Source organism: Pseudomonas sp. S2_H10 (genome assembly GCF_054668285.1).
In genome coordinates, this window is sequence record NZ_CP162754.1 from 3,649,073 (window position 1) to 3,669,236 (window position 20,164).

At 60.8% G+C, this 20,164-nt stretch carries 19 protein-coding genes; 8 read left to right on the forward strand and 11 right to left on the reverse strand.

All coding sequences use genetic code 11. The features are described 5' to 3' along the window. Positions 1-5: 5 nt before the first annotated feature. Positions 6-2,423, forward strand: a complete 2,418-nt coding sequence (gene gyrB / locus AB4O16_RS16375) for a DNA topoisomerase (ATP-hydrolyzing) subunit B (protein WP_160388577.1) — start codon at positions 6-8, stop codon at positions 2,421-2,423. Between the two features lie 63 nt (positions 2,424-2,486). Here the strand turns inward: gyrB and AB4O16_RS16380 are convergent, their stop codons facing one another. Beyond that, a complete protein-coding gene (locus AB4O16_RS16380) occupies positions 2,487-3,203 on the reverse strand; it encodes a response regulator transcription factor (RefSeq protein WP_460155318.1) in 717 nt (238 codons plus the stop codon). Between the two features lie 169 nt (positions 3,204-3,372). Here AB4O16_RS16380 and AB4O16_RS16385 point away from each other — a divergent pair, with 169 nt between their 5' ends. Beyond that, positions 3,373-4,908 (forward strand): sensor histidine kinase, encoded by a 1,536-nt coding sequence (locus AB4O16_RS16385; RefSeq protein WP_460155319.1) that lies wholly within the window; start codon positions 3,373-3,375, stop codon positions 4,906-4,908. 181 nt (positions 4,909-5,089) lie between these two features. On the opposite strand, the gene AB4O16_RS16390 is transcribed toward AB4O16_RS16385, so the two are convergent. The 4 genes from AB4O16_RS16390 to glyQ form a co-directional block, all read right to left on the reverse strand. Then, the gene (locus AB4O16_RS16390) at positions 5,090-5,869 is read right to left on the reverse strand and encodes a lysophospholipid acyltransferase family protein (protein ID WP_460155320.1); all 780 of its coding nucleotides are present in this window, start codon (positions 5,867-5,869) and stop codon (positions 5,090-5,092) included. 84 nt (positions 5,870-5,953) lie between these two features. Continuing rightward, entirely contained in the window at positions 5,954-6,487 is a 534-nt protein-coding gene (gene gmhB, locus AB4O16_RS16395; RefSeq protein ID WP_095943028.1) for a D-glycero-beta-D-manno-heptose 1,7-bisphosphate 7-phosphatase, read from the reverse strand. Positions 6,488-6,493: 6 nt separating this feature from the next. Next, positions 6,494-8,548, reverse strand: a complete 2,055-nt coding sequence (gene glyS / locus AB4O16_RS16400) for a glycine--tRNA ligase subunit beta (RefSeq protein WP_160388573.1) — start codon at positions 8,546-8,548, stop codon at positions 6,494-6,496. Further along, the gene (glyQ, locus tag AB4O16_RS16405) at positions 8,545-9,498 is read right to left on the reverse strand and encodes a glycine--tRNA ligase subunit alpha (protein ID WP_025112261.1); all 954 of its coding nucleotides are present in this window, start codon (positions 9,496-9,498) and stop codon (positions 8,545-8,547) included. The genes glyS and glyQ overlap by 4 nt, the downstream gene beginning before the upstream one ends. Before the next feature lie 81 nt (positions 9,499-9,579). Here glyQ and AB4O16_RS16410 point away from each other — a divergent pair, with 81 nt between their 5' ends. The 3 genes from AB4O16_RS16410 to AB4O16_RS16420 all read left to right on the forward strand — a co-directional run bounded on the left by AB4O16_RS16410 (position 9,580) and on the right by AB4O16_RS16420 (position 11,377). After that, on the forward strand, positions 9,580-10,137 hold the full coding sequence (locus tag AB4O16_RS16410; protein ID WP_160388572.1) for a DNA-3-methyladenine glycosylase I: 558 nt from the start codon (positions 9,580-9,582) through the stop codon (positions 10,135-10,137). Positions 10,138-10,177: 40 nt separating this feature from the next. Then, the gene (locus AB4O16_RS16415; RefSeq protein WP_110661925.1) at positions 10,178-11,065 is read left to right on the forward strand and encodes a lysophospholipid acyltransferase; all 888 of its coding nucleotides are present in this window, start codon (positions 10,178-10,180) and stop codon (positions 11,063-11,065) included. Between the two features lie 72 nt (positions 11,066-11,137). Next, positions 11,138-11,377 carry a PilZ domain-containing protein gene (locus AB4O16_RS16420; RefSeq protein ID WP_160388571.1) on the forward strand — a complete coding sequence of 80 codons (240 nt, stop codon included), beginning with the start codon at positions 11,138-11,140 and terminating at the stop codon, positions 11,375-11,377. On the opposite strand, the gene AB4O16_RS16425 is transcribed toward AB4O16_RS16420, so the two are convergent. The 5 genes from AB4O16_RS16425 to def form a co-directional block, all read right to left on the reverse strand. Continuing rightward, a complete protein-coding gene (locus AB4O16_RS16425; protein WP_160388570.1) occupies positions 11,378-11,692 on the reverse strand; it encodes a tetratricopeptide repeat protein in 315 nt (104 codons plus the stop codon). Positions 11,693-11,871: 179 nt separating this feature from the next. Further along, positions 11,872-13,248, reverse strand: a complete 1,377-nt coding sequence (gene trkA / locus AB4O16_RS16430) for a Trk system potassium transporter TrkA (RefSeq protein ID WP_008045725.1) — start codon at positions 13,246-13,248, stop codon at positions 11,872-11,874. Between the two features lie 22 nt (positions 13,249-13,270). Continuing rightward, positions 13,271-14,581, reverse strand: coding sequence for a 16S rRNA (cytosine(967)-C(5))-methyltransferase RsmB (rsmB, locus tag AB4O16_RS16435; protein ID WP_460155321.1), 1,311 nt, complete (start codon positions 14,579-14,581; stop codon positions 13,271-13,273). After that, on the reverse strand, positions 14,578-15,537 hold the full coding sequence (fmt, locus tag AB4O16_RS16440) for a methionyl-tRNA formyltransferase (protein WP_460155322.1): 960 nt from the start codon (positions 15,535-15,537) through the stop codon (positions 14,578-14,580). Before fmt ends, rsmB begins: the two co-directional genes overlap by 4 nt. A gap of 56 nt (positions 15,538-15,593) precedes the next feature. Continuing rightward, positions 15,594-16,100 carry a peptide deformylase gene (gene def / locus AB4O16_RS16445; protein WP_160388567.1) on the reverse strand — a complete coding sequence of 169 codons (507 nt, stop codon included), beginning with the start codon at positions 16,098-16,100 and terminating at the stop codon, positions 15,594-15,596. Between the two features lie 187 nt (positions 16,101-16,287). Here def and AB4O16_RS16450 point away from each other — a divergent pair, with 187 nt between their 5' ends. The 3 genes from AB4O16_RS16450 to AB4O16_RS16460 all read left to right on the forward strand — a co-directional run bounded on the left by AB4O16_RS16450 (position 16,288) and on the right by AB4O16_RS16460 (position 18,912). Next, positions 16,288-17,112 carry a peptidoglycan-binding protein gene (locus AB4O16_RS16450; RefSeq protein ID WP_460155323.1) on the forward strand — a complete coding sequence of 275 codons (825 nt, stop codon included), beginning with the start codon at positions 16,288-16,290 and terminating at the stop codon, positions 17,110-17,112. 81 nt (positions 17,113-17,193) lie between these two features. Continuing rightward, positions 17,194-18,300, forward strand: a complete 1,107-nt coding sequence (gene dprA, locus AB4O16_RS16455; RefSeq protein WP_460155324.1) for a DNA-processing protein DprA — start codon at positions 17,194-17,196, stop codon at positions 18,298-18,300. 54 nt (positions 18,301-18,354) lie between these two features. Continuing rightward, a complete protein-coding gene (locus AB4O16_RS16460) occupies positions 18,355-18,912 on the forward strand; it encodes an L-threonylcarbamoyladenylate synthase type 1 TsaC (protein WP_056726757.1) in 558 nt (185 codons plus the stop codon). A gap of 114 nt (positions 18,913-19,026) precedes the next feature. Here the strand turns inward: AB4O16_RS16460 and AB4O16_RS16465 are convergent, their stop codons facing one another. After that, positions 19,027-20,004 (reverse strand): NADPH:quinone reductase, encoded by a 978-nt coding sequence (locus AB4O16_RS16465; protein ID WP_160388564.1) that lies wholly within the window; start codon positions 20,002-20,004, stop codon positions 19,027-19,029. Positions 20,005-20,164 lie beyond the last annotated feature (160 nt).

The window sequence follows — 20,164 nt, forward strand, 5'->3', positions numbered from 1 at the left end:
AGGCATTGAGCGAAGAAAATACGTACGACTCAACGAGCATTAAAGTGCTGAAAGGCCTGGATGCCGTACGCAAACGTCCCGGTATGTACATTGGCGACACCGATGATGGTAGCGGTCTGCACCACATGGTGTTCGAGGTGGTCGATAACTCGATCGACGAAGCCCTCGCCGGCTACTGCGACGACATCAGCATCATCATCCACCCGGATGAGTCCATCACCGTTCGCGACAACGGCCGTGGCATCCCGGTAGACGTTCACAAGGAAGAAGGCGTTTCGGCAGCCGAGGTCATCATGACCGTGCTGCACGCCGGCGGTAAGTTCGACGACAACTCCTACAAGGTCTCCGGCGGTCTGCACGGCGTGGGTGTGTCGGTCGTTAACGCCCTGTCGGAACAGCTGGTCCTGACCGTTCGCCGTAGCGGCAAGATCTGGGAACAGACTTACGTCCACGGTGTTCCGCAAGAGCCGATGAAAATCGTTGGCGACAGCGAAACCACCGGTACGCAGATCCACTTCAAGGCTTCCAGCGAAACCTTCAAGAACATCCATTTCAGCTGGGACATCCTGGCCAAGCGGATTCGTGAACTGTCCTTCCTCAACTCCGGTGTCGGCATCGTCCTCAAGGACGAGCGCAGCGGCAAGGAAGAACTGTTCAAATACGAAGGCGGCCTGCGTGCGTTCGTTGAATACCTGAACACCAACAAGACCCCGGTCAACCAGGTGTTCCACTTCAACATCCAGCGTGAAGACGGCATCGGCGTGGAAATCGCCCTGCAGTGGAACGACAGCTTCAACGAGAACCTGCTGTGCTTCACCAACAACATTCCACAGCGCGATGGCGGTACTCACCTGGTGGGTTTCCGTTCCGCACTGACGCGTAACCTGAACACCTACATCGAAGCTGAAGGCCTGGCGAAGAAGCACAAGGTCGCCACCACCGGTGACGATGCTCGTGAAGGCCTGACCGCGATCATTTCGGTAAAAGTGCCGGATCCGAAGTTCAGCTCCCAGACCAAAGACAAGCTGGTGTCTTCCGAAGTGAAGACCGCGGTCGAACAGGAAATGGGCAAGTACTTCTCCGACTTCCTGCTGGAAAATCCGAACGAAGCCAAGCTGGTCGTCGGCAAGATGATCGATGCGGCACGTGCTCGTGAAGCGGCGCGTAAAGCCCGTGAAATGACCCGTCGCAAAGGCGCGCTGGATATCGCCGGGCTGCCGGGCAAACTGGCTGACTGCCAGGAAAAAGACCCTGCCCTTTCCGAACTGTACCTCGTGGAAGGTGACTCTGCTGGCGGCTCCGCCAAGCAGGGACGTAACCGTCGGACCCAGGCCATCCTGCCGCTGAAGGGCAAGATCCTGAACGTCGAGAAGGCGCGCTTCGACAAGATGATCTCTTCCCAGGAAGTGGGCACCTTGATCACCGCGCTGGGCTGCGGCATCGGCCGCGACGAGTACAACATCGACAAGCTGCGTTACCACAACATCATCATCATGACCGATGCTGACGTCGACGGTTCGCACATCCGTACCCTGCTGCTGACCTTCTTCTTCCGTCAGCTGCCGGAGCTGATCGAACGCGGCTACATCTACATCGCTCAGCCACCGCTGTACAAGGTCAAGAAGGGCAAGCAGGAGCAATACATCAAAGACGACGAGGCCATGGAAGAGTACATGACCCAGTCGGCCCTGGAAGATGCGAGCCTGCACCTGAACGAAGAAGCACCCGGTATCTCCGGTGAAGCGCTTGAGCGTCTGGTGAATGATTTCCGTCTGGTGATGAAGACCCTCAAGCGTCTGTCGCGCCTGTACCCACAGGAGCTGACCGAGCACTTCATCTACCTGCCTGCGGTGAGCATGGAGCAACTGTCCGATCACGCAGCGATGCAGGATTGGCTGGCTCAGTACGAAGTTCGCTTGCGCACCGTCGAGAAGTCCGGCCTGGTTTACAAAGCCAGCCTGCGTGAAGACCGTGAACGTAACGTCTGGCTGCCAGAGGTCGAACTGATCTCCCACGGCCTGTCGAACTACGTCACCTTCAACCGCGACTTCTTCGGCAGTAACGATTACAAGACTGTGGTTTCGCTAGGCGCTCAACTGAGCACCCTGCTGGACGACGGCGCGTACATCCAGCGTGGCGAGCGCAAGAAGCCGGTGACCGAGTTCAAGGAAGCCCTTGAATGGCTGATGGCTGAAAGCACCAAACGCCACACCATCCAGCGATACAAAGGTCTGGGCGAAATGAACCCGGATCAGCTGTGGGAAACCACCATGGACCCAAGCCAGCGCCGGATGCTCAAAGTGACCATCGAAGACGCCATTGGCGCGGATCAGATCTTCAACACCCTGATGGGTGATGCGGTCGAACCACGCCGTGACTTCATCGAAAGCAACGCCTTGGCGGTGTCCAACCTGGACTTCTGATCCCGGTCGGTGCCAACGAAAAAGGCCAATGCATCTGCATTGGCCTTTTTTATTGCCTGCGTTTCATTCGTTCGCCGGTGTCACACTCTCCAGCCGATACCCATACCCATAAATCGTCAGCAGCTGCCAGCCGCGATCCGCCGTCAGCCCAAGTTTGTTGCGCAGACGATAGATGTGCGTATCCAGTGGGCGTGACGACGATATTTCTTCATGGGGCCAGAATCGTTCGTACAGGTAATCGCGCGACAGCGGCCGGCCGAGGTTGCTGAACAGGCAATGCGCCAGGCGGTATTCGCGTTCGGTCATGACGATCGGTTTGCCGTCGCGAGTGACGGTCAGCTCGGCGTCGTCGAACACCAGGTCATTGAAGCCCAAGCCTTCGGCCGTTGTGCGCTGTTGGCCATGTCGACGCAGGACCGCGCCAACGCGGGCCTTCAGTTCATTGGGGCGGAACGGCTTGCTGACGTAGTCATCGGCGCCAGCATTCAGGGCCTGAACGATATCGCTTTCGCCGTCACGACTGGTGAGCATGATTGCCGGCGGCGGCGCTTCCATGTGTTCGCGGGTCCATTGCAGCAGTGACAGGCCCGTTAGGTCGGGCAGTTGCCAGTCGAGGATCAGCAGGTCGAAGGTTTCCCGACGCAGTTGGCGCAACAGGTCTTTGGCCCGTTCGAAGCTGTGCAAAGACCACGGCTGCTCTCCGGCTTCGCTCATCTGTTGCAGGGTTTGTTCGACCCGGCGTAGTTCGGCGGGCTCATCGTCCAGAATCGCAACGCGCATATACGGTGATTCCTTGTCGCCTGGGCAGCTCTGTATCGACGATAGCGGCTCAATCGACACAGTGAAAGTCAGCGGCCCGCCGTTGGTCGCAGCGTCCGCTATGATTCTTGAGTCGACGCCTAAGACACAGGAACCATGAAACCTTATACCCCGCCCTGCCCGCTTGGCCATGACTGACCAGCGCCGCCGCGAAAGCCGAGAGCCAAGCCAGGTACAGCGATTGTTTCGGCAATTGCTGCGCGAGTGGCTGTGGATAAGCTTTGTGTTGCTGCCGTTGACGACACTGCTGTCCTACCGCGCGCAGATCAACCTGAACGATGCTTCCCCAGGCCTGAGCGCCTTGTTTTCCCTTGGTCTGGTGACGTGCGTACTTGGCCTGTTGTGGTGGCGTCCGCGGCTGGCGCTCTGGTTGACGCTCACGGGGATGGCGTGCGCGCTGCTGACCAGTGCCGGTCTTGCGGAATTCAGGCGCTGGTGGTGGTCTCCGACGCCTGCAGTCTTGGGGATGCTGTTTGGTTACCTGATCTGGAACTGGCGACGCCTCAGTGTGGTGCTGACCTATTTCGGTTGGGAACTGGCACGGCTGGACAGCGAGCCGAAAGTGTTTCCCGAGCGCCGTCGTACCCTCCATCCCGGTGGCGACAGTTTGCAGAATCAAATCGTCGCGCTGGAACAAGCCATGAGCCTGACCCGCGATACCCACCGATTCATTGCCGATGGCCTGGAATACCTGCCGGTGGCTACATTGATCAGCGATCCCCAGGGACGGATTCTGCTCGGCAATCGCAAGGCCCGTGATCTGTTTGGTGGGGAACTGGTCGGCGATGATGTGCTGAAGCGACTTGAACAGCTGGGTTGTCCGGATATGAACCGCGGGTCGGATTCGCCCTTGTCGACGCTGCCGCTGCTGGAGTTCCGCGACCTCAAGGAACGCAGCCTGCGGCTGGAGCGCGCCGAGCTATTGCCGGTGGACGGTGAGGTGCCGGTCGGCTGGCTATGGAACCTGACTGATTTGAGTGTCGAGCGCGATGCGGAGGAACAGCGTGCGGTGCTGCTGCGATTCTTGTCTCACGACCTGCGGGCACCTCACTCGGCCATCCTCGCGTTGCTTGATGTCCATCGTCATCAAGTGGGGGGTGATTCGCCGCTCTTTGCTCAAATCGAACTACAGGTTCGTCGGGCGCTGGAGTTGACTGACGGTTTTGTTCTACTGGCGAGGGCCGAGTCCGACGCTTATCAGTTTCAGCCGAGCCTGTTTGCGATGCTGGTGCTGGATGTGTTCGATCAGGCGCTGCCCATTGCGCAGTTGAAACAGATCGAACTGGCCCATCAGGTTGAGGAGCAGGCGCAGGAAAGTCTGGTTCTGGCGGATCAGGCGCTGCTGACTCGGGCACTGTTCAATCTGCTGGAAAATGCCATCAAGTACAGCGCTCCAGGCACTCGTATCCGTTTGCACGTCAGTCAGCGCGACGGCTGGCTGACCTGTGAACTCATCGATCAGGGCAAAGGCATCGCGGCGGAGGAGTTGCCCGAGCTGTTCAGCCAATACAGGCGCTTTTCTTCCGCCCAGGGTATCGATGGCGTGGGCTTGGGATTGTCGATGGTCAAGGCCGTTGTGGATCGGCACGGCGGGCGAATCGAGTGTCAGAGCGAGGTGGGTCGGGGCACGACATTCAGGCTGCAATTTCCGCTGTTCACGGAGTGAAGGCGGAGGAATTGTGGATATAAAAAAACCGGCTATATCAGCCGGCTTTTTTACGTCCTAAAAAAACTTATGCACGTTTTTATGATTTTTATCATTCAAAGAAATATGTAAAAAAATCATAAAGTTACGTGCAAATAGCGACGGTTTTCAATGAAACGGTACACAGGTTATCCACAGAATCTCAGACAGCCACCTGATCGTTTGAAACCGGCGCTTGCGGAGTCGGTGGCAGTGAGCCCATTTCCCGTTGCATCTGCTCGTTCCACGCCTGCACCCGGTCGTTCAATTCGGCAATGGCTCGCGGTCCGATGCCTGCGGCATACATCGGCTCGCCAATGATCACAGTGATGACGCCCGGTTTCTTCGCCCAACCGGTTTTCGGCCAGAACTTGCCGGCGTTGTGCGCAATCGGCAGCACCGGCAATTCGGCGTTGACCGCCAAGGCGCTGCCACCGCGCGAGAACTTGCCGACGGTGCCGAAAGGTACGCGCGTGCCTTCGGGGAAGATCAGCACCCAGACATTGTCCTTGAGCAACTCATCGCCTTTCTGCGCCACATGCTTGAGCGCGGCTTTCGGGTTGTCGCGATCGATGGCGATCGGTCGCAGCATGGCCATGGCCCAGCCGAAGAACGGCACATAGAGCAATTCACGTTTGAGCACCTGGCTCAGCGGTGAGAAGTAAGCAGAGAGAAAGAACGTCTCCCATGTGCTCTGGTGGTTCGACTGAATGACGCAAGGTCTTTCAGGTACGTTCTCGGCACCCTTCACTTCGTAGCGGATGCCCAGGAACACTTTGCTCAGCCACAAGGCGCAGCGGCACCAGTACACGTTGATGAAGCGATAACGTGCCTTGAATGGCAGAAACGGCGCGATAAAAAAGCTCAGGCTGCACCAAAGCAACGAGCTGGTGCCCAGCAGAAAGTAGAAGAGGAAGGTTCTGATGGCCTGCAATATCGACATGGTGACGTTTACCGTTGCGGGAATTGCCCGCCTTATATAAAGCGCACCCCCGATCAATCCTTGGTCAGGAACAATCGAAGCACTTTAATTGTGGATAAGTTCTGCGGCAATCGCCGCCAAATCGTCAAAAATCAATGTGCCAACCGGAAGGGTCTTGCCCAAAGTCTTTTCGCCTTTCCCGGTCTTTACCAAAACTGGCTGTGAATCGACGGCTTTGGCGGCTTCCAGGTCACCAAGGCTGTCGCCGACGAACCAGAGATTGGTCAGCGACACGTTGTAATGAGCGGCGATGGTTTTCAACATCCCGGGTTTCGGCTTGCGGCAATCACAGCCTTCGTCCGGCCCGTGCGGGCAGTAGACGATCAGCCCGACTTCACCGCCCTGCTCCGCCACCAGTGCGCGCAAGCGCTCGTGCATGGCATCCAGGGTGGCGAGGTCGTAATAGCCGCGAGCGATGCCCGACTGGTTGGTAGCGACCGCTACCGTCCAGCCGGCCTTGCTCAACTGCGCGATGGCTTCGATCGAGCCGGGGAGCGGAATCCACTCCTCCACCGACTTGATGTAAGCGTCGGAGTCGTAATTGATCACTCCGTCCCGATCGAGAATCAGCAGTTTCAAACAGTCTTACCCCAGCAACGAAATATCGGCGACGCCGAGGAACAGCCCACGCAGGCGCGCCAGCAAGGCATAACGGTTGGCGCGCACGTTGGCGTCTTCCGCATTGACCATTACCGCCTCGAAGAACGCATCCACCGGCTCGCGCAGGGCGGCCAGGCGTGCCAGCGATTCGCTGTACTGACGCGCTGCAGCCATCGGCTGTACAGCCTGGTCAGCCTGCTGGATCGCCGAGTACAGGGAGAACTCGTTGGCATTGTCGAAGTACTTGGCTTCGACGACGGTAGGCACCGAGCCTTCGACCTTGCTCAGCAAGTTCGACACGCGCTTGTTCACCGCAGCCAGGGCAGCGGCTTCCGGCAATTTGCGGAAGGCCTCTACCGCTTGCACGCGCTGATCGAAGTCCAGGGCCGAACCCGGCTTCAGGGCACGTACTGACAGGTAGGTGGCGACGTCGACGCCTTCGTCTTCGTAACGGGCACGCAGGCGATCGAAGATGAACTCCAGCACCGATTCGTTCAGGCCGGCAGCCTTGACCTTGGTCCCGAACGCATTCACGGCGAAGGCCACGGCGTCGTTGAGGTCCAGATCCAGTTGTTTCTCGATCAGGATACGCAACACGCCCAGTGCGGCGCGGCGCAGGGCATACGGGTCTTTGCTGCCGGTCGGCAACATGCCGATGCCGAAGATACCCACGAGGGTGTCGAGCTTGTCGGCGATGGCCACGGCCGCACCGGTCAGGGTGGCTGGCAGTTCAGCGCCGGCACCGCGCGGCATGTACTGCTCGTTCAGGGCCAGGGCGACATCTTCCGGCTCGCCGTCGTTGAGGGCGTAGTAGTAACCGGCGACGCCTTGCATCTCCGGGAACTCACCGACCATCTCGGTCGACAGGTCGCATTTGGACAGCAGGCCAGCACGGGCTGCCCACGCAGCGTTGCCGCCGATGCGCTGGGCGATGAACGCGGCCAGCTTGGATACGCGCTCGGCCTTGTCGTAGACGCTGCCGAGTTTTTCCTGGAACACCACGTTTTGCAGGCGCAGATTGAAGTCTTCGAGTTTCTGCTTCTTGTCTTGCTTGAAGAAGAACTCGGCGTCGGTCAGGCGTGGGCGAACCACTTTCTCGTTACCGGCGATGATCTGCTGCGGGTCTTTGCTTTCGATGTTGGCCACGGTAATGAAACGTGGCAGCAACTTGCCGTCGGCATCCAGCAGGCAGAAGTACTTCTGGTTGTCCTGCATGGTGGTGATCAGGGCTTCTTGCGGCACGTCGAGGAAACGCTCCTCGAACGAGCACACCAGCGGCACTGGCCACTCGACCAGCGCGGTCACTTCATCGAGCAGGGCTGGCGGTACGATCGCCGTGCCTTCCTGACGGGTGGCCAGCTCTTCGGTGCGCTTGCTGATGATCTCGCGACGCTCGTTGGCGTCGGCCAGAACGTAGGCGGCACGCAGGTCGGCCAGGTAGCTGGACGGCGAACCGATGCGCACGTTTTCCGGGTGATGGAAGCGGTGACCACGGGAGTCGCGGCCGGCCTTCTGGGCGAGGATGGTGCAGTCGATGACCTGGTCACCGAGCAGCATCACCAGCCATTGGGTCGGACGAACGAATTCTTCCTTGCGTGCACCCCAACGCATGCGTTTCGGGATCGGCAGGTCGTTCAGCGAATCTTCGACGATGGTCGGCAGCAGGCTGGCGGTCGGCTTGCCGGCGATGCTCTGGCTGTAGCGCAGTTTCGGGCCGCTCTGATCGATTTCGCTCAGCTCGACGCCGCACTTCTTGGCAAACCCCAGGGCTGCCTGCGTCGGGTTGCCTTCGGCATCGAACGCGGCCTGACGTGGCGGGCCATCTAGGTTGATGCTGCGGTCCGGCTGCTGGGTGGCCAGTGCGGTGATCAGCACGGCCAGGCGGCGCGGGGCGGCGTAGACGGTTTTGCTCTCGTAGTTCAGGCCGGCGGCTTGCAGGCCCTTGTCGATACCGGCGAGGAACGCCTCGGCCAGGGTGTTCAGGGCTTTGGGTGGCAGTTCTTCAGTGCCCAGTTCAACCAGAAAATCCAGAGCACTCATTGTGCAGCCTCCAGCTTGGCCAGTACTTCGTCACGCAGGTCCGGGGTCGCCATCGGGAAGCCCAGCTTGGCGCGAGCCAGCAGGTAGGCTTGCGCAACGGAACGCGCCAGGGTGCGTACACGCAGGATGTATTGCTGACGCGCAGTCACGGAAATTGCCCGGCGCGCATCCAGCAGGTTGAAGGTATGGGAGGCCTTCAGCACCATTTCGTAGCTCGGCAACGGCAGCGGCTGGTCGAGTTCGATCAGGCGCTTGGCTTCGCTTTCGTAGAAATCGAACAGTTCGAACAGCTTGTCGACGTTGGCGTGTTCGAAGTTGTAGGTGGACTGCTCCACTTCGTTCTGGTGGAACACGTCGCCGTAGGTCACTTTGCCCATCGGGCCGTCAGCCCAGACCAGGTCGTAGACCGAGTCCACGCCTTGCAGGTACATGGCCAGACGCTCGAGACCGTAGGTGATCTCGCCGGTCACCGGGTAGCACTCGATGCCGCCCGCTTGCTGGAAATAGGTGAACTGGGTCACTTCCATGCCGTTGAGCCAGACTTCCCAGCCCAGACCCCAGGCGCCGAGGGTCGGCGATTCCCAGTTGTCTTCGACGAAGCGGATGTCGTGGACCAGTGGGTCCAGGCCGACGTGCTTGAGGGAGCCCAGGTACAGTTCCTGGAAGTTGTCCGGGTTCGGCTTCAGGACCACCTGGAACTGGTAGTAGTGCTGCAGACGGTTCGGGTTTTCGCCGTAGCGGCCGTCAGTCGGACGGCGGCTTGGCTGCACGTAGGCGGCGTTCCAGGTTTCCGGGCCGATGGCGCGCAGGAACGTTGCGGTGTGGAAAGTGCCGGCGCCTACTTCCATATCGTAGGGCTGAAGTACCACACAACCTTGCTCGGCCCAGTATTGCTGGAGGGCGAGGATCAAGTCTTGGAAGGTACGCACGGCTGGCGTAGGCTGGCTCACGAAATTCACCTGTTTCTTGGGCTGCGATTTAAAGAGCGGGAGTATACCCGATTCGTTGCTGCGCACGCCCCCTGGAGCCTTATGCCACGCTGCTTTTGGTGTTCCGAAGATCCGCTGTACATGGCTTATCACGATCAGGAGTGGGGCACGCCGCTACGCGATGCGCAGGGTTTGTTCGAGTTGCTTTTGCTCGAAGGGTTCCAGGCCGGGCTTTCCTGGATCACCGTGTTGCGCAAACGCGAGCGTTATCGTCAGGTGATGTTCGGCTTTGACGTGCAGCGCGTGGCGCAGATGAGCGATGCCGAAATCGACGAGTTGATGCTCGATCCGGGCATCATCCGCAATCGCCTGAAGCTCAACGCCGCCCGGCGCAATGCCCAGGCCTGGCTGGCGCTGGAGGACCCGGTGGGGTTTCTCTGGTCCTTCGTCGGTGGTACGCCGGTGATCAATCATTTCAAGGATCGCAGCGAAGTGCCGGCCGTTACGCCGGTCGCTGTCGAGATGAGCAAAGGCCTGAAAAAAGCCGGCTTCACCTTCGTCGGGCCGACCATTTGCTACGCGCTGATGCAGGCCTCGGGCATGGTCATGGATCACACCCGTGATTGCGACCGCTACGCGCAGCTGGCCAACGGCGGTTAGAATGGCCGATTCGCGCACAGCACAAGATCAGGAGTGACCTGTGGATAAGTTGAAAGGCGCCTTGCTGGTAGGCGCTCTGCGGCTGTTTGCCCTGCTTCCGTGGCGGGCCGTGCAGGCCGTGGGCTCGGCGATTGGCTGGGTCATGTGGAAAACCCCGAACCGTTCCCGCGACGTGGTACGGATCAATCTGTCCAAGTGTTTTCCGGACATGGACCCCGCCGAGCGTGAACGTTTGGTCGGACAGAGCCTGAAGGACATCGGCAAGTCCCTGACCGAAAGCGCCTGCGCCTGGATCTGGCCGGCCCAGCGCTCCATCGACTTGGTGCGCGAGGTCGAAGGCCTCGACGTGTTGAAGGACGCCCTCGCCTCCGGCAAAGGCGTGGTCGGCATCACCAGCCACCTGGGCAACTGGGAAGTGCTGAACCACTTCTATTGCAGCCAGTGCAAGCCGATCATTTTCTATCGTCCGCCGAAGTTGAAGGCGGTGGATGAATTGCTGCAAAAGCAACGGGTGCAGTTGGGTAACAAGGTCGCTGCCTCCACCAAGGAAGGCATCCTCAGCGTCATCAAGGAAGTGCGCAAAGGTGGTGCAGTGGGCATTCCCGCTGACCCGGAACCGTCCGAATCCGCCGGGATCTTCGTGCCGTTCTTCGCCACCCAGGCGCTGACCAGCAAGTTCGTGCCGAACATGCTCGCCGGTGGTAAGGCGGTCGGCGTGTTCCTGCATGCCCTGCGCCTGCCGGACGGTTCGGGCTACAAAGTCATCCTCGAAGCCGCGCCAGAAGCCATGTACAGCACCGATACGGCGGAGTCCTGTGCAGCCATGAGCAAGGTGGTCGAGCGTTATGTCGGCGCTTACCCGAGCCAGTACATGTGGAGCATGAAGCGCTTCAAGAAGCGTCCACCGGGTGAAGAGCGTTGGTATTGATTCAATTGGCATGATCTGTGGATAACCCTGCATTCGGGGTTATCCACAACCGTTCATTCAAGGGCGCAGAAGATGTCCGAACACCGCAAGTCATTCCGCATCAAGATCAGTCATGAAAGCATCGGCGATTGCCTGGGCCAGACCCGCAACCTGTCGACCACCGGCGTCTACGTCAAGCATCCGCAACTGTCGACGCTGCCCCCGGGCGCAGTGGTCTACGGTCAGGTGCAGGACTTGCCCACAGGTGCGCCGCGGGTGCGCATGGAAGTGGTGCAGGTGGATGCCGAGGGCATCGGTTTGCGTTATCTCTGATCAGTGCGCCTGGCGGTCGAGCTTCTTCAGGAACACCGTCATTTCCTTTTCTGCCTGCTTGTCGCCATGGTTGCGAGCGGCTTCCACGCCTTGTTCCCAGGCTTGGCGCGCGGCCGCAAAGTCCGCCAGCGCCAGATGGGCCTTACCCAGTAGTTTCCACGCCGCCGAATACTTCGGATCGAATTCGACGCAGCGCTGGAAATGCTCCGCTGCCTTGGCGTTCTCCCCCAGATCCAGATAACCCTTGCCCAGGCCGAAGCGCAGCAAAGCGTTATCCACACCCTTGGCGAGCATTTTTTCCAGGGATTCGATCATGGGGTGGATTCCTTTTCTGCGGGTATCAGGGGATGTTTTTTTCGTCTTTGACGCCGCCATCGCTGGCAAGCCAGCTCCCACAGGGTTCTCTGGTGTGCATCATATTTGTAAACAACCAAAAAACTGTGGGAGCTGGCTTGCCAGCGATAGGGCCGATGCAGGCACTGAAAAAATCAGGATCAGAAGAAGCTCAACCCCACATGGAACAACTTCTCCACATCGCGAATATGCTTTTTATCCACAAGGAACAGAATCACATGGTCGCCCGCTTCGATCACGGTGTCGTCGTGGGCGATGATCACTTCTTCATCGCGGATGATCGCGCCGATCGTGGTTCCTGGCGGCAAACCGATGTTCTCGATGGCCTTGCCGATCACCTTGCTCGATTTCGCATCGCCATGGGCGATCGCCTCGATGGCTTCCGCCGCGCCCCGGCGCAGTGAGTGCACGCTGACGATGTCGCCCCGGCGCACGTGGGCCAGCAAGGTGCCGATGGTCGCCAGTTGCGGGCTGATGGCGATGTCGATGTCGCCACCCTGGATCAGGTCGACATAAGCCGGGTTGTTGATGATGGTCATCACCTTCTTCGCACCCAGGCGTTTGGCCAGCAGCGAAGACATGATGTTGGCTTCGTCGTCGTTGGTCAGGGCCAGGAACAGGTCCGCGTCGGCGATGTTCTCTTCCATCAGCAGGTCGCGGTCCGAAGCACTGCCCTGCAGCACCACCGTGCTGTCCAGGGTGTCGGAGAGATGACGGCAGCGTGCCGGGTTCATCTCGATGATCTTGACCTGATAGCGGCTTTCGATGGCTTCGGCCAGACGCTCGCCGATTTGTCCGCCACCGGCGATGACAATGCGTTTATAGGTTTCGTCGAGACGGCGCATTTCGCTCATCACCGCGCGAATGTTCGCTTTGGCGGCGATGAAAAACACCTCGTCGTCGGCCTCGATCACCGTATCGCCCTGGGGCAGGATCGGCCGGTCACGACGGAAAATCGCCGCGACGCGGGTTTCCACGTTCGGCATGTGTTCGCGTAACTGCCGCAGTTGCTGGCCCACCAGAGGCCCGCCGTAGTACGCCCGCACCGCCACCAGTTGCGCCTTGCCTTCGGCGAAGTCGATCACCTGCAAGGCGCCGGGATGCTGGATCAGGCGCTTGATGTAGTTGGTGACCACTTGTTCGGGGCTGATCAGCACGTCCACCGGAATCGCTTCGTTCTGGAACAACTGCTCTTCGCGGGTCAGGTACGCGGCTTCGCGCACCCGGGCGATCTTGGTCGGGGTGTGGAACAGCGTGTGGGCGACCTGGCAGGCGACCATGTTGGTTTCATCGCTGTTGGTCACCGCGACCAGCATGTCGGCGTCATCGGCGCCGGCCTGGCGCAGTACCGTCGGGAACGAACCGCGACCTTGAACGGTACGGATGTCCAGGCGATCGCCGAGATCGCGCAGGCGCTCGCCATCGGTATCGACCACGGTAATGTCGTTGGCTTCGCTGGCCAGGTGTTCTGCCAGCGAGCCGCCGACCTGCCCTGCACCGAGGATGATGATTTTCATCCAGTCACTCCATTGAATCCGTTTAACCGCGAGCGGCGGCGATCTTGATCAGCTTGGCGTAGTAGAACCCGTCGTGGCCGCCTTCCCGGGCCAGTAACTGGCGACCATGGGGCTGCTTGATGCCGGCCGCCGTGGCGAGGTCCAGTTCACGGGCGCCCGGCGTGCGGGCCAGGAACGCTTCGATGACTTCAGTGTTTTCGGTCGGCAGCGTGGAGCAAGTGGCGTACAGCAGAATGCCGCCCACCTCCAACGTGGTCCACATGGCATCGAGCAGTTCGCCTTGCAACAGCGCCAGCGCGGCGATGTCGTCGGGTTGGCGGGTCAGCTTGATGTCCGGGTGACGACGAATCACGCCGGTGGCCGAGCATGGCGCGTCCAGCAGGATGCGCTGGAACGGCTTGCCGTCCCACCACACCTGAGTGTCGCGGCCGTCGGCGGCGATCAGTTCGGCGCTCAGTTTCAGGCGTTCGAGATTCTCGCGCACGCGCACCAGTCGTTTGGCTTCCAGGTCCACCGCTACCACGCCGGCAAGTTGCGGCTCGGCTTCGAGAATATGGCAAGTCTTGCCACCCGGTGCGCAGCAGGCGTCCAGTACCCGTTGCCCCGGCGCCAGATCCAGCAGGTCGGCGGCCAGTTGCGCGGCTTCGTCCTGCACGCTGATCCAGCCTTCGGCGAACCCTGGCAGGCTGCGGACGTCGGCGGCGGCTTCGAGCACGATACCGTCGCGGCTATAGACACACGCAGTCGCGGCGATACCGGCGTCGGTCAACAGGCCGAGGTAGGCATCCCGGCTGTGATGGCGACGATTGACCCGCAGGATCATCGGCGGATGCGCGTTGTTCGCCGCACAGATGGCCTCCCACTGCTCAGGCCAGAACGCCTTCAGGGATTTTTGCAGCCAGCGTGGGTGAGCGGTGCGCACCACCGGATCACGCTCCAGTTCGGCGAAAATCGTTTCACTTTCGCGCTGAGCGTTACGCAACACGGCGTTGAGCAGTGCCTTGGCCCAAGGCTTTTTCAGCTTGTCGGCGCAACCGACGGTTTCCCCGATGGCGGCATGAGCCGGGACACGGGTATAGAGCAACTGATAGAGGCCGACCAGCAACAGCGCCTCGACGTCGGCGTCGGCGGCCTTGAACGGTTTCTGCAGCAGCTTGGCCGCCAGTGCCGACAAGCGTGGCTGCCAGCGCGCGGTACCGAACGCCAGGTCCTGGGTGAAGCCGCGATCACGGTCCTCGACCTTGTCCAGTTGCGTCGGCAGGGAGCTGTTGAGCGAAGCTTTTCCGCTCAGGACAGCGGCAAGTGCCTTGGCGGCGGCCAGACGCGGATTCATTGAGCGTCCACCGCTTGACCGAGGACGATACCGGTGGCGAACTTCTCGCGACGGCTGTTGAACAGGTCGCTGAAGTTCAGCGCCTTGCCGCCGGGCAACTGCAGGCGGGTCAGGCACAAGGCCTGTTCGCCGCAGGCGACGATCAGACCGTCCTTGCTGGCGCCGAGGATTTCACCGGGTGCGCCTTTGCCTTCGGCGAGGTTCGCGGCCAGCACTTTCAGGGCTTCGCCGTTCAAGGTGCTATGGGTGATCGGCCACGGGTTGAAGGCCCGCACCAGACGCTCCAGCTCAACCGCCGGGCGACTCCAGTCGATGCGTGCTTCGTCCTTGTTCAATTTGTGCGCGTAGGTAGCGAGGCTGTCGTCCTGGACTTCGCCCTCCAGGGTTCCGGCGGCGAGGCCGGCGATCGCCTGGACCACGGCCGGCGGGCCCATTTCGGCTAGGCGATCGTGCAGGCTGCCGCCGGTGTCTGCGGCGCTGATCGGCGTGGTGACCTTGAGCAGCATCGGCCCGGTGTCGAGGCCGGCTTCCATGCGCATCACGGTCACGCCGCTTTCGGCATCGCCCGCTTCCACGGCGCGCTGGATCGGCGCCGCACCGCGCCAGCGCGGCAGCAGCGAGGCGTGGCTGTTGATGCAACCCAGGCGCGGAATATCCAGCACCACTTGCGGCAGGATCAGGCCGTAGGCGACCACCACCATCAAGTCCGGTTGCAGTGCGGCCAGTTCCGCTTGCGCGCCTTCGTTGCGCAAGGTCGGCGGCTGCAACACCGGGATGTTGTTTTCCAGAGCAAGCTGCTTGACCGGGCTCGGCATCAGTTTTTGCCCGCGACCGGCCGGACGATCCGGTTGGGTGTAGACCGCGACGATCTCGTAAGGGCTGCTCAGCAGGGCCTTGAGGTGTTCGGCGGCGAATTCCGGGGTGCCGGCAAAGACAATGCGCAGTGGCTCAGTCATGGATGACGTCTCTTGAAAAGAAAAGGCTTGCCGCAGCAAGCCTTTGAAGATGGGCATCAGGCGTTCTGGCGATGAAGCTTTTCCAGTTTCTTCTTGATGCGGTCGCGTTTGAGCGTGGACAGGTAATCGACGAACAATTTGCCGTTGAGGTGGTCGCATTCGTGCTGGATGCACACCGCGAGCAAATCTTCGGCGATCAGTTCGTATGGCTGGCCGTCGCGGTCCAGCGCCTTGACCTTGACTCGTTGCGGGCGATCGACGTTTTCATAGAAGCCCGGTACCGACAGGCAGCCTTCCTGATACTGGCCCATGTCGACGGTCAGCGGTTCGAGCTCGGGGTTGATGAACACTCGGGGCTCGGTGCGGTCTTCGGAGAGGTCCATCACGACGATACGTTTGTGCACGTTGACCTGGGTCGCGGCGAGGCCGATGCCAGGCGCTTCATACATTGTTTCAAACATGTCGTCGACCAACTGACGCACTTCGTCGTCCACTACGGCCACTGGCTTGGCGATAGTGCGCAGACGCGGATCAGGGAATTCGAGGATGTTTAAAATGGCCATAAGCTTGATTAGTGCACGTGTGAAGTAAGGTCGGGTCGATGGCCTGGCGGGTCCGAAGAATTGCAGGCTACCGTTGTAAAACGTAGCTCCCTTCTGTTGACAAGCAAGTTTTGACAAGCAAGCCGGGAGCGAGCCACCGAGGGCTCTGGCGTTTCACGCGAACGCACATAATAAAGGGATTCACCGCATGAGGAAATCACTACTCGCCCTGCCGCTTCTGGTCTCGGCCGGTCTGGCGTACGGGCAAGTGCAACTTCGGGAAGATATTCCCACCATAAAGCTGTCCCCTCACGTGCGCAGCAGCCCGGTGACCGAGGCTATCCCCGGCATCGCGCTGAAATCGATCAACAGCTTTCTGCTGAGCAACCGCATCGTCGACAAGGCCGAGGATTTCACCAAGGCGCCCTATATCGTCGCCGGCGATTCCGAGCGTGTGCTCAGCGGCGCGGGTGACCGCATCTTTGCCCGTGGTCAGTTCGATCCGGCGCAGCCGGTGTACGGCATCTTTCGCCAGGGCAAGGTCTACACCGATCCGCAGAGCAAAGAGATTTTGGGGATCAACGCCGACGACATCGGCGGCGGCGAGGTCGTGGCCATCGAAGGTGACGTCGCCACCCTGGAGTTGCAGCGCACCACCCAGGAAGTGCGCCTCGGTGACCGCCTGTTCAGCGGCGAAGAGCGCTCGATCAATTCCACCTACGCACCCAGCGCACCGAGCCACGAAATCAGCGGTTTGATCATCGATGTACCGCGCGGGGTCACGCAGATCGGCGAACTGGACGTGGTTACGCTGAACAAGGGGCAGCGCGACGGACTGGCCGAAGGCAATCTGCTGGCGGTGATGAAGACCGGCGAAACCGTGCGCGACCGGATCACCGGCCAGCCCTTGAAGATTCCCGATGAGCGCGCCGGTCTGCTGATGGTTTTCCGTACCTACGACAAGCTCAGCTACGGGCTGGTGCTGAGCGCTTCGCGTTCGCTGTCGGTGATGGACAAGGTGCGAAATCCATAAGCTTGCTGCACAAGTTACCAACAGAGTTATCCACAGCTTATTCCCGTTTGTACGGGTGCTCATAACGATCAAGGATGATCCATGTCGACGTCTGCCGTTACACCGGTTTCCCCTGCGGAACTGGAAGCTCGATTACGCCTGCACCGTGTGCCGGAACTCGGTCCGGCGCGGTTCAGGAAGCTGCTCGAAGCCTTCGGTTCGGCATCCAAGGCCATCAGCGCACCGGCCAGTGCCTGGCGCGCGTTGGGTTTGCCACTGGCCTGTGCCGAGGCCCGGCGCAGTCCCGAGATTCGCGACGGCGCCAGCCATGCGTTGGCCTGGCTTGAGCGTCCGGGCCAGCATTTACTGATGTTTGACCAACCGGACTACCCGGCACTGCTGGCACAAATCAGCGATGCACCGCCGCTGTTATTTGTCGCGGGCGATCCGGGCATTCTGGAAAAACCCCAACTGGCCATGGTCGGCAGCCGTCGCGCGTCTCGGCCGGGGATGGACACCGCGGCGGCGTTTTCCCGCAGCCTGGCGGGCGCCGGGTTTGTCATCACCAGCGGCCTGGCCCTGGGCATTGACGCCGCTGCACACCAGGCTGCTCTGGATGTCGGCGGGCAAACCGTAGGCGTGCTTGGCACGGGGCTCGAGAAGTTTTATCCACAGCGCAATCGGCGCCTGGCAGACGCGATGATTGCCTCGGGCAGTGCCGTGCTTTCGGAGTTTCCTTTGGATGCAGGCCCGACCGCGAGCAACTTCCCTCGACGCAACCGGATCATCAGCGGCTTGTCCCTTGGCGTGCTGGTGGTCGAGGCAAGTGTCGCCAGTGGTTCGCTGATTACGGCGAGGCTGGCGGCGGAACAGGGGCGCGAGGTGTTTGCGATGCCCGGGTCGATTCATCATCCGGGCGCACGCGGCTGCCATCAGTTGATCCGTGACGGTGCGGTGCTGGTGGAAACCATCGAGCATATCCTCGAAGCCTTGCGCGGCTGGCAACGACTGTCGTTATCCACAGAAACGTGCACCGCTGTAACCACTCACCCGCTGCTGAAGCTGCTGCATGCCGCGCCTCTGACCAGTGAAGCGCTGGTCGATGCAAGCGGCTGGGCCTTGCCGAAAGTGCTGGCGGCGTTGACGGAACTGGAAATAGATGGCCGCGCCGTGTGCGAAAGCGGGCGCTGGTTTGCGCGGGTGAGCTAGGTTTTATGAACAAGATCGGTAAACTGCGCAGAGCCTTATTCTGGAGTGTTTTTCATGGTCAACAGTTGGCGTGTGCAACAAGCCGCGCAAGCAATTCGCGCCGGGGCGGTGATTGCCTACCCAACCGAAGCAGTCTGGGGCCTGGGTTGCGACCCGTGGGACGAGGAAGCGGTGGAACGTCTGCTGCTGATCAAGGGCCGGTCTGTGGACAAGGGGCTGATCCTGGTTGCCGACAACATTCGTCAGTTCGATTTCCTTTTCGAGGACTTCCCCGAGCTGTGGATGGACCGCATGGCCAGCACCTGGCCTGGCCCGAACACCTGGCTGGTGCCGCACCAGAACCTGCTGCCAGAGTGGATTACCGGCGTGCATGAAACCGTGGCGCTGCGGGTCAGCGATCATCCGCAGGTGCGCGACCTGTGCGCGCTGGTCGGGCCGCTGGTGTCGACGTCGGCCAACCCGCAGGGGCGCCCGGCAGCGCGTACGCGGATTCGCGTCGAACAGTATTTCCGGGGGCAGGTGGATCTGGTGCTGGGTGGAAATCTGGGCGGGCGCAAGAACCCGAGCGTGATTCGCGATCTGGCCACCGGCAGGGTTGTGCGCCCGGACTGATACCGAAGCGACCCCTATCGCGGGCAAGCCCGCTCCCACAGTGTCTTCTGGTGTTCACAAAATTTGTGGTCACCGCTGATCCTTGTGGGAGCTGGCTTGCCAGCGATTGCGTCCTCAAGGCAACAAAACAACCGAACCGGTCGTACGACGCGCCGACAACTCGGTCTGCGCCTTCGCCGCCTCAGCCAGTGGAAAGCGCTGGCTGATCTCCACGGTCAGCTTGCCGCTGATGATCATCTCGAACAGCTCGTCGGCCATGCGTTGCAGGTTCTCGGCGTTGTTCGCATAAGTGCCGAGGGTCGGCCGGGTCACGTACAGCGAGCCTTTCCCCGCCAGGATCCCCAGGTTCACGCCGTCGACCGCGCCGGACGCATTGCCGAAACTCACCACCAGCCCACGCGGCGCGACACTGTCGAGTGATGTCAGCCAGGTGTCCTTGCCGACGCCGTCGTACACCACCGGGACTTTTTTGCCGTCAGTCAATTCCAGCACACGCTGGGCGACGTTTTCGTGGCTGTAGTCGATGGTCGCCCAGGCGCCGTTGGCCTTGGCCAGTGCGGCTTTCTCCGCCGAACTGACCGTACCGATCAGCTTCACGCCCAGGGCCCTGGCCCATTGGCAGGCCAGAGAGCCGACCCCACCGGCCGCGGCGTGGAACAGGATGGTTTCGCCACCCTTGAGTTCATACGTCTGACGCAGCAGGTACTGCACGGTCAGGCCCTTGAGCATGACGCCTGCGGCCTGTTCGAAGCTGATGGCGTCCGGCAGTTTCACCAGATTGGCCTCCGGCAGGACATGCACATCGCTGTAGGCGCCCAGCGGGCCGCTGCCATAGGCCACACGATCGCCGATCTTGAAGCGGGTCACGTCGCTGCCCACCGCCTCGACCACGCCCGCACCTTCCGAGCCGACTCCCGATGGCAGGGACGGCGGCGGGTACAGGCCGCTGCGGTAATAGGTGTCGATGAAGTTCAGGCCGATGGCCTTGTTGGTCACGCGCACTTCTTTCGGGCCTGGCTCGGCGGGTTGGTAATCCACATACTCGAGCACTTCGGGGCCGCCATGGGCGCGGAACTGGATACGCTTTGCCATCAGAACTCTCCATAGGTCGTTTTACCAAGCTCCCTATCGGACTCCTAAGCTTGATCTTCGTCAACTGCGACGGGCCGACTTGCGATGGTATGCTACGGGCCCATTTGCGCTGGCCCCCGCTCCGATGGAGCGCCGCGTAGTTTTGCCCGATTCAAGGTGA

Excerpts from the sequence above, each read along its gene's own strand:
- AB4O16_RS16380 (WP_460155318.1), bottom strand. The coding sequence starts at position 3,203 with ATGCGCGTTGCGATTCTGGACGATGAGCCCGCCGAACTACGCCGGGTC.
- AB4O16_RS16385 (WP_460155319.1), top strand. The coding sequence starts at position 3,373 with ATGACTGACCAGCGCCGCCGCGAAAGCCGAGAGCCAAGCCAGGTACAG.
- AB4O16_RS16390 (WP_460155320.1), bottom strand. The coding sequence starts at position 5,869 with ATGTCGATATTGCAGGCCATCAGAACCTTCCTCTTCTACTTTCTGCTG.
- glyS (WP_160388573.1), bottom strand. The coding sequence starts at position 8,548 with ATGAGTGCTCTGGATTTTCTGGTTGAACTGGGCACTGAAGAACTGCCA.
- AB4O16_RS16410 (WP_160388572.1), top strand. The coding sequence starts at position 9,580 with ATGCCACGCTGCTTTTGGTGTTCCGAAGATCCGCTGTACATGGCTTAT.
- AB4O16_RS16420 (WP_160388571.1), top strand. The coding sequence starts at position 11,138 with ATGTCCGAACACCGCAAGTCATTCCGCATCAAGATCAGTCATGAAAGC.
- AB4O16_RS16425 (WP_160388570.1), bottom strand. The coding sequence starts at position 11,692 with ATGATCGAATCCCTGGAAAAAATGCTCGCCAAGGGTGTGGATAACGCT.
- trkA (WP_008045725.1), bottom strand. The coding sequence starts at position 13,248 with ATGAAAATCATCATCCTCGGTGCAGGGCAGGTCGGCGGCTCGCTGGCA.
- rsmB (WP_460155321.1), bottom strand. The coding sequence starts at position 14,581 with ATGAATCCGCGTCTGGCCGCCGCCAAGGCACTTGCCGCTGTCCTGAGC.
- fmt (WP_460155322.1), bottom strand. The coding sequence starts at position 15,537 with ATGACTGAGCCACTGCGCATTGTCTTTGCCGGCACCCCGGAATTCGCC.
- def (WP_160388567.1), bottom strand. The coding sequence starts at position 16,100 with ATGGCCATTTTAAACATCCTCGAATTCCCTGATCCGCGTCTGCGCACT.
- AB4O16_RS16450 (WP_460155323.1), top strand. The coding sequence starts at position 16,288 with ATGAGGAAATCACTACTCGCCCTGCCGCTTCTGGTCTCGGCCGGTCTG.
- dprA (WP_460155324.1), top strand. The coding sequence starts at position 17,194 with ATGTCGACGTCTGCCGTTACACCGGTTTCCCCTGCGGAACTGGAAGCT.
- AB4O16_RS16460 (WP_056726757.1), top strand. The coding sequence starts at position 18,355 with ATGGTCAACAGTTGGCGTGTGCAACAAGCCGCGCAAGCAATTCGCGCC.
- AB4O16_RS16465 (WP_160388564.1), bottom strand. The coding sequence starts at position 20,004 with ATGGCAAAGCGTATCCAGTTCCGCGCCCATGGCGGCCCCGAAGTGCTC.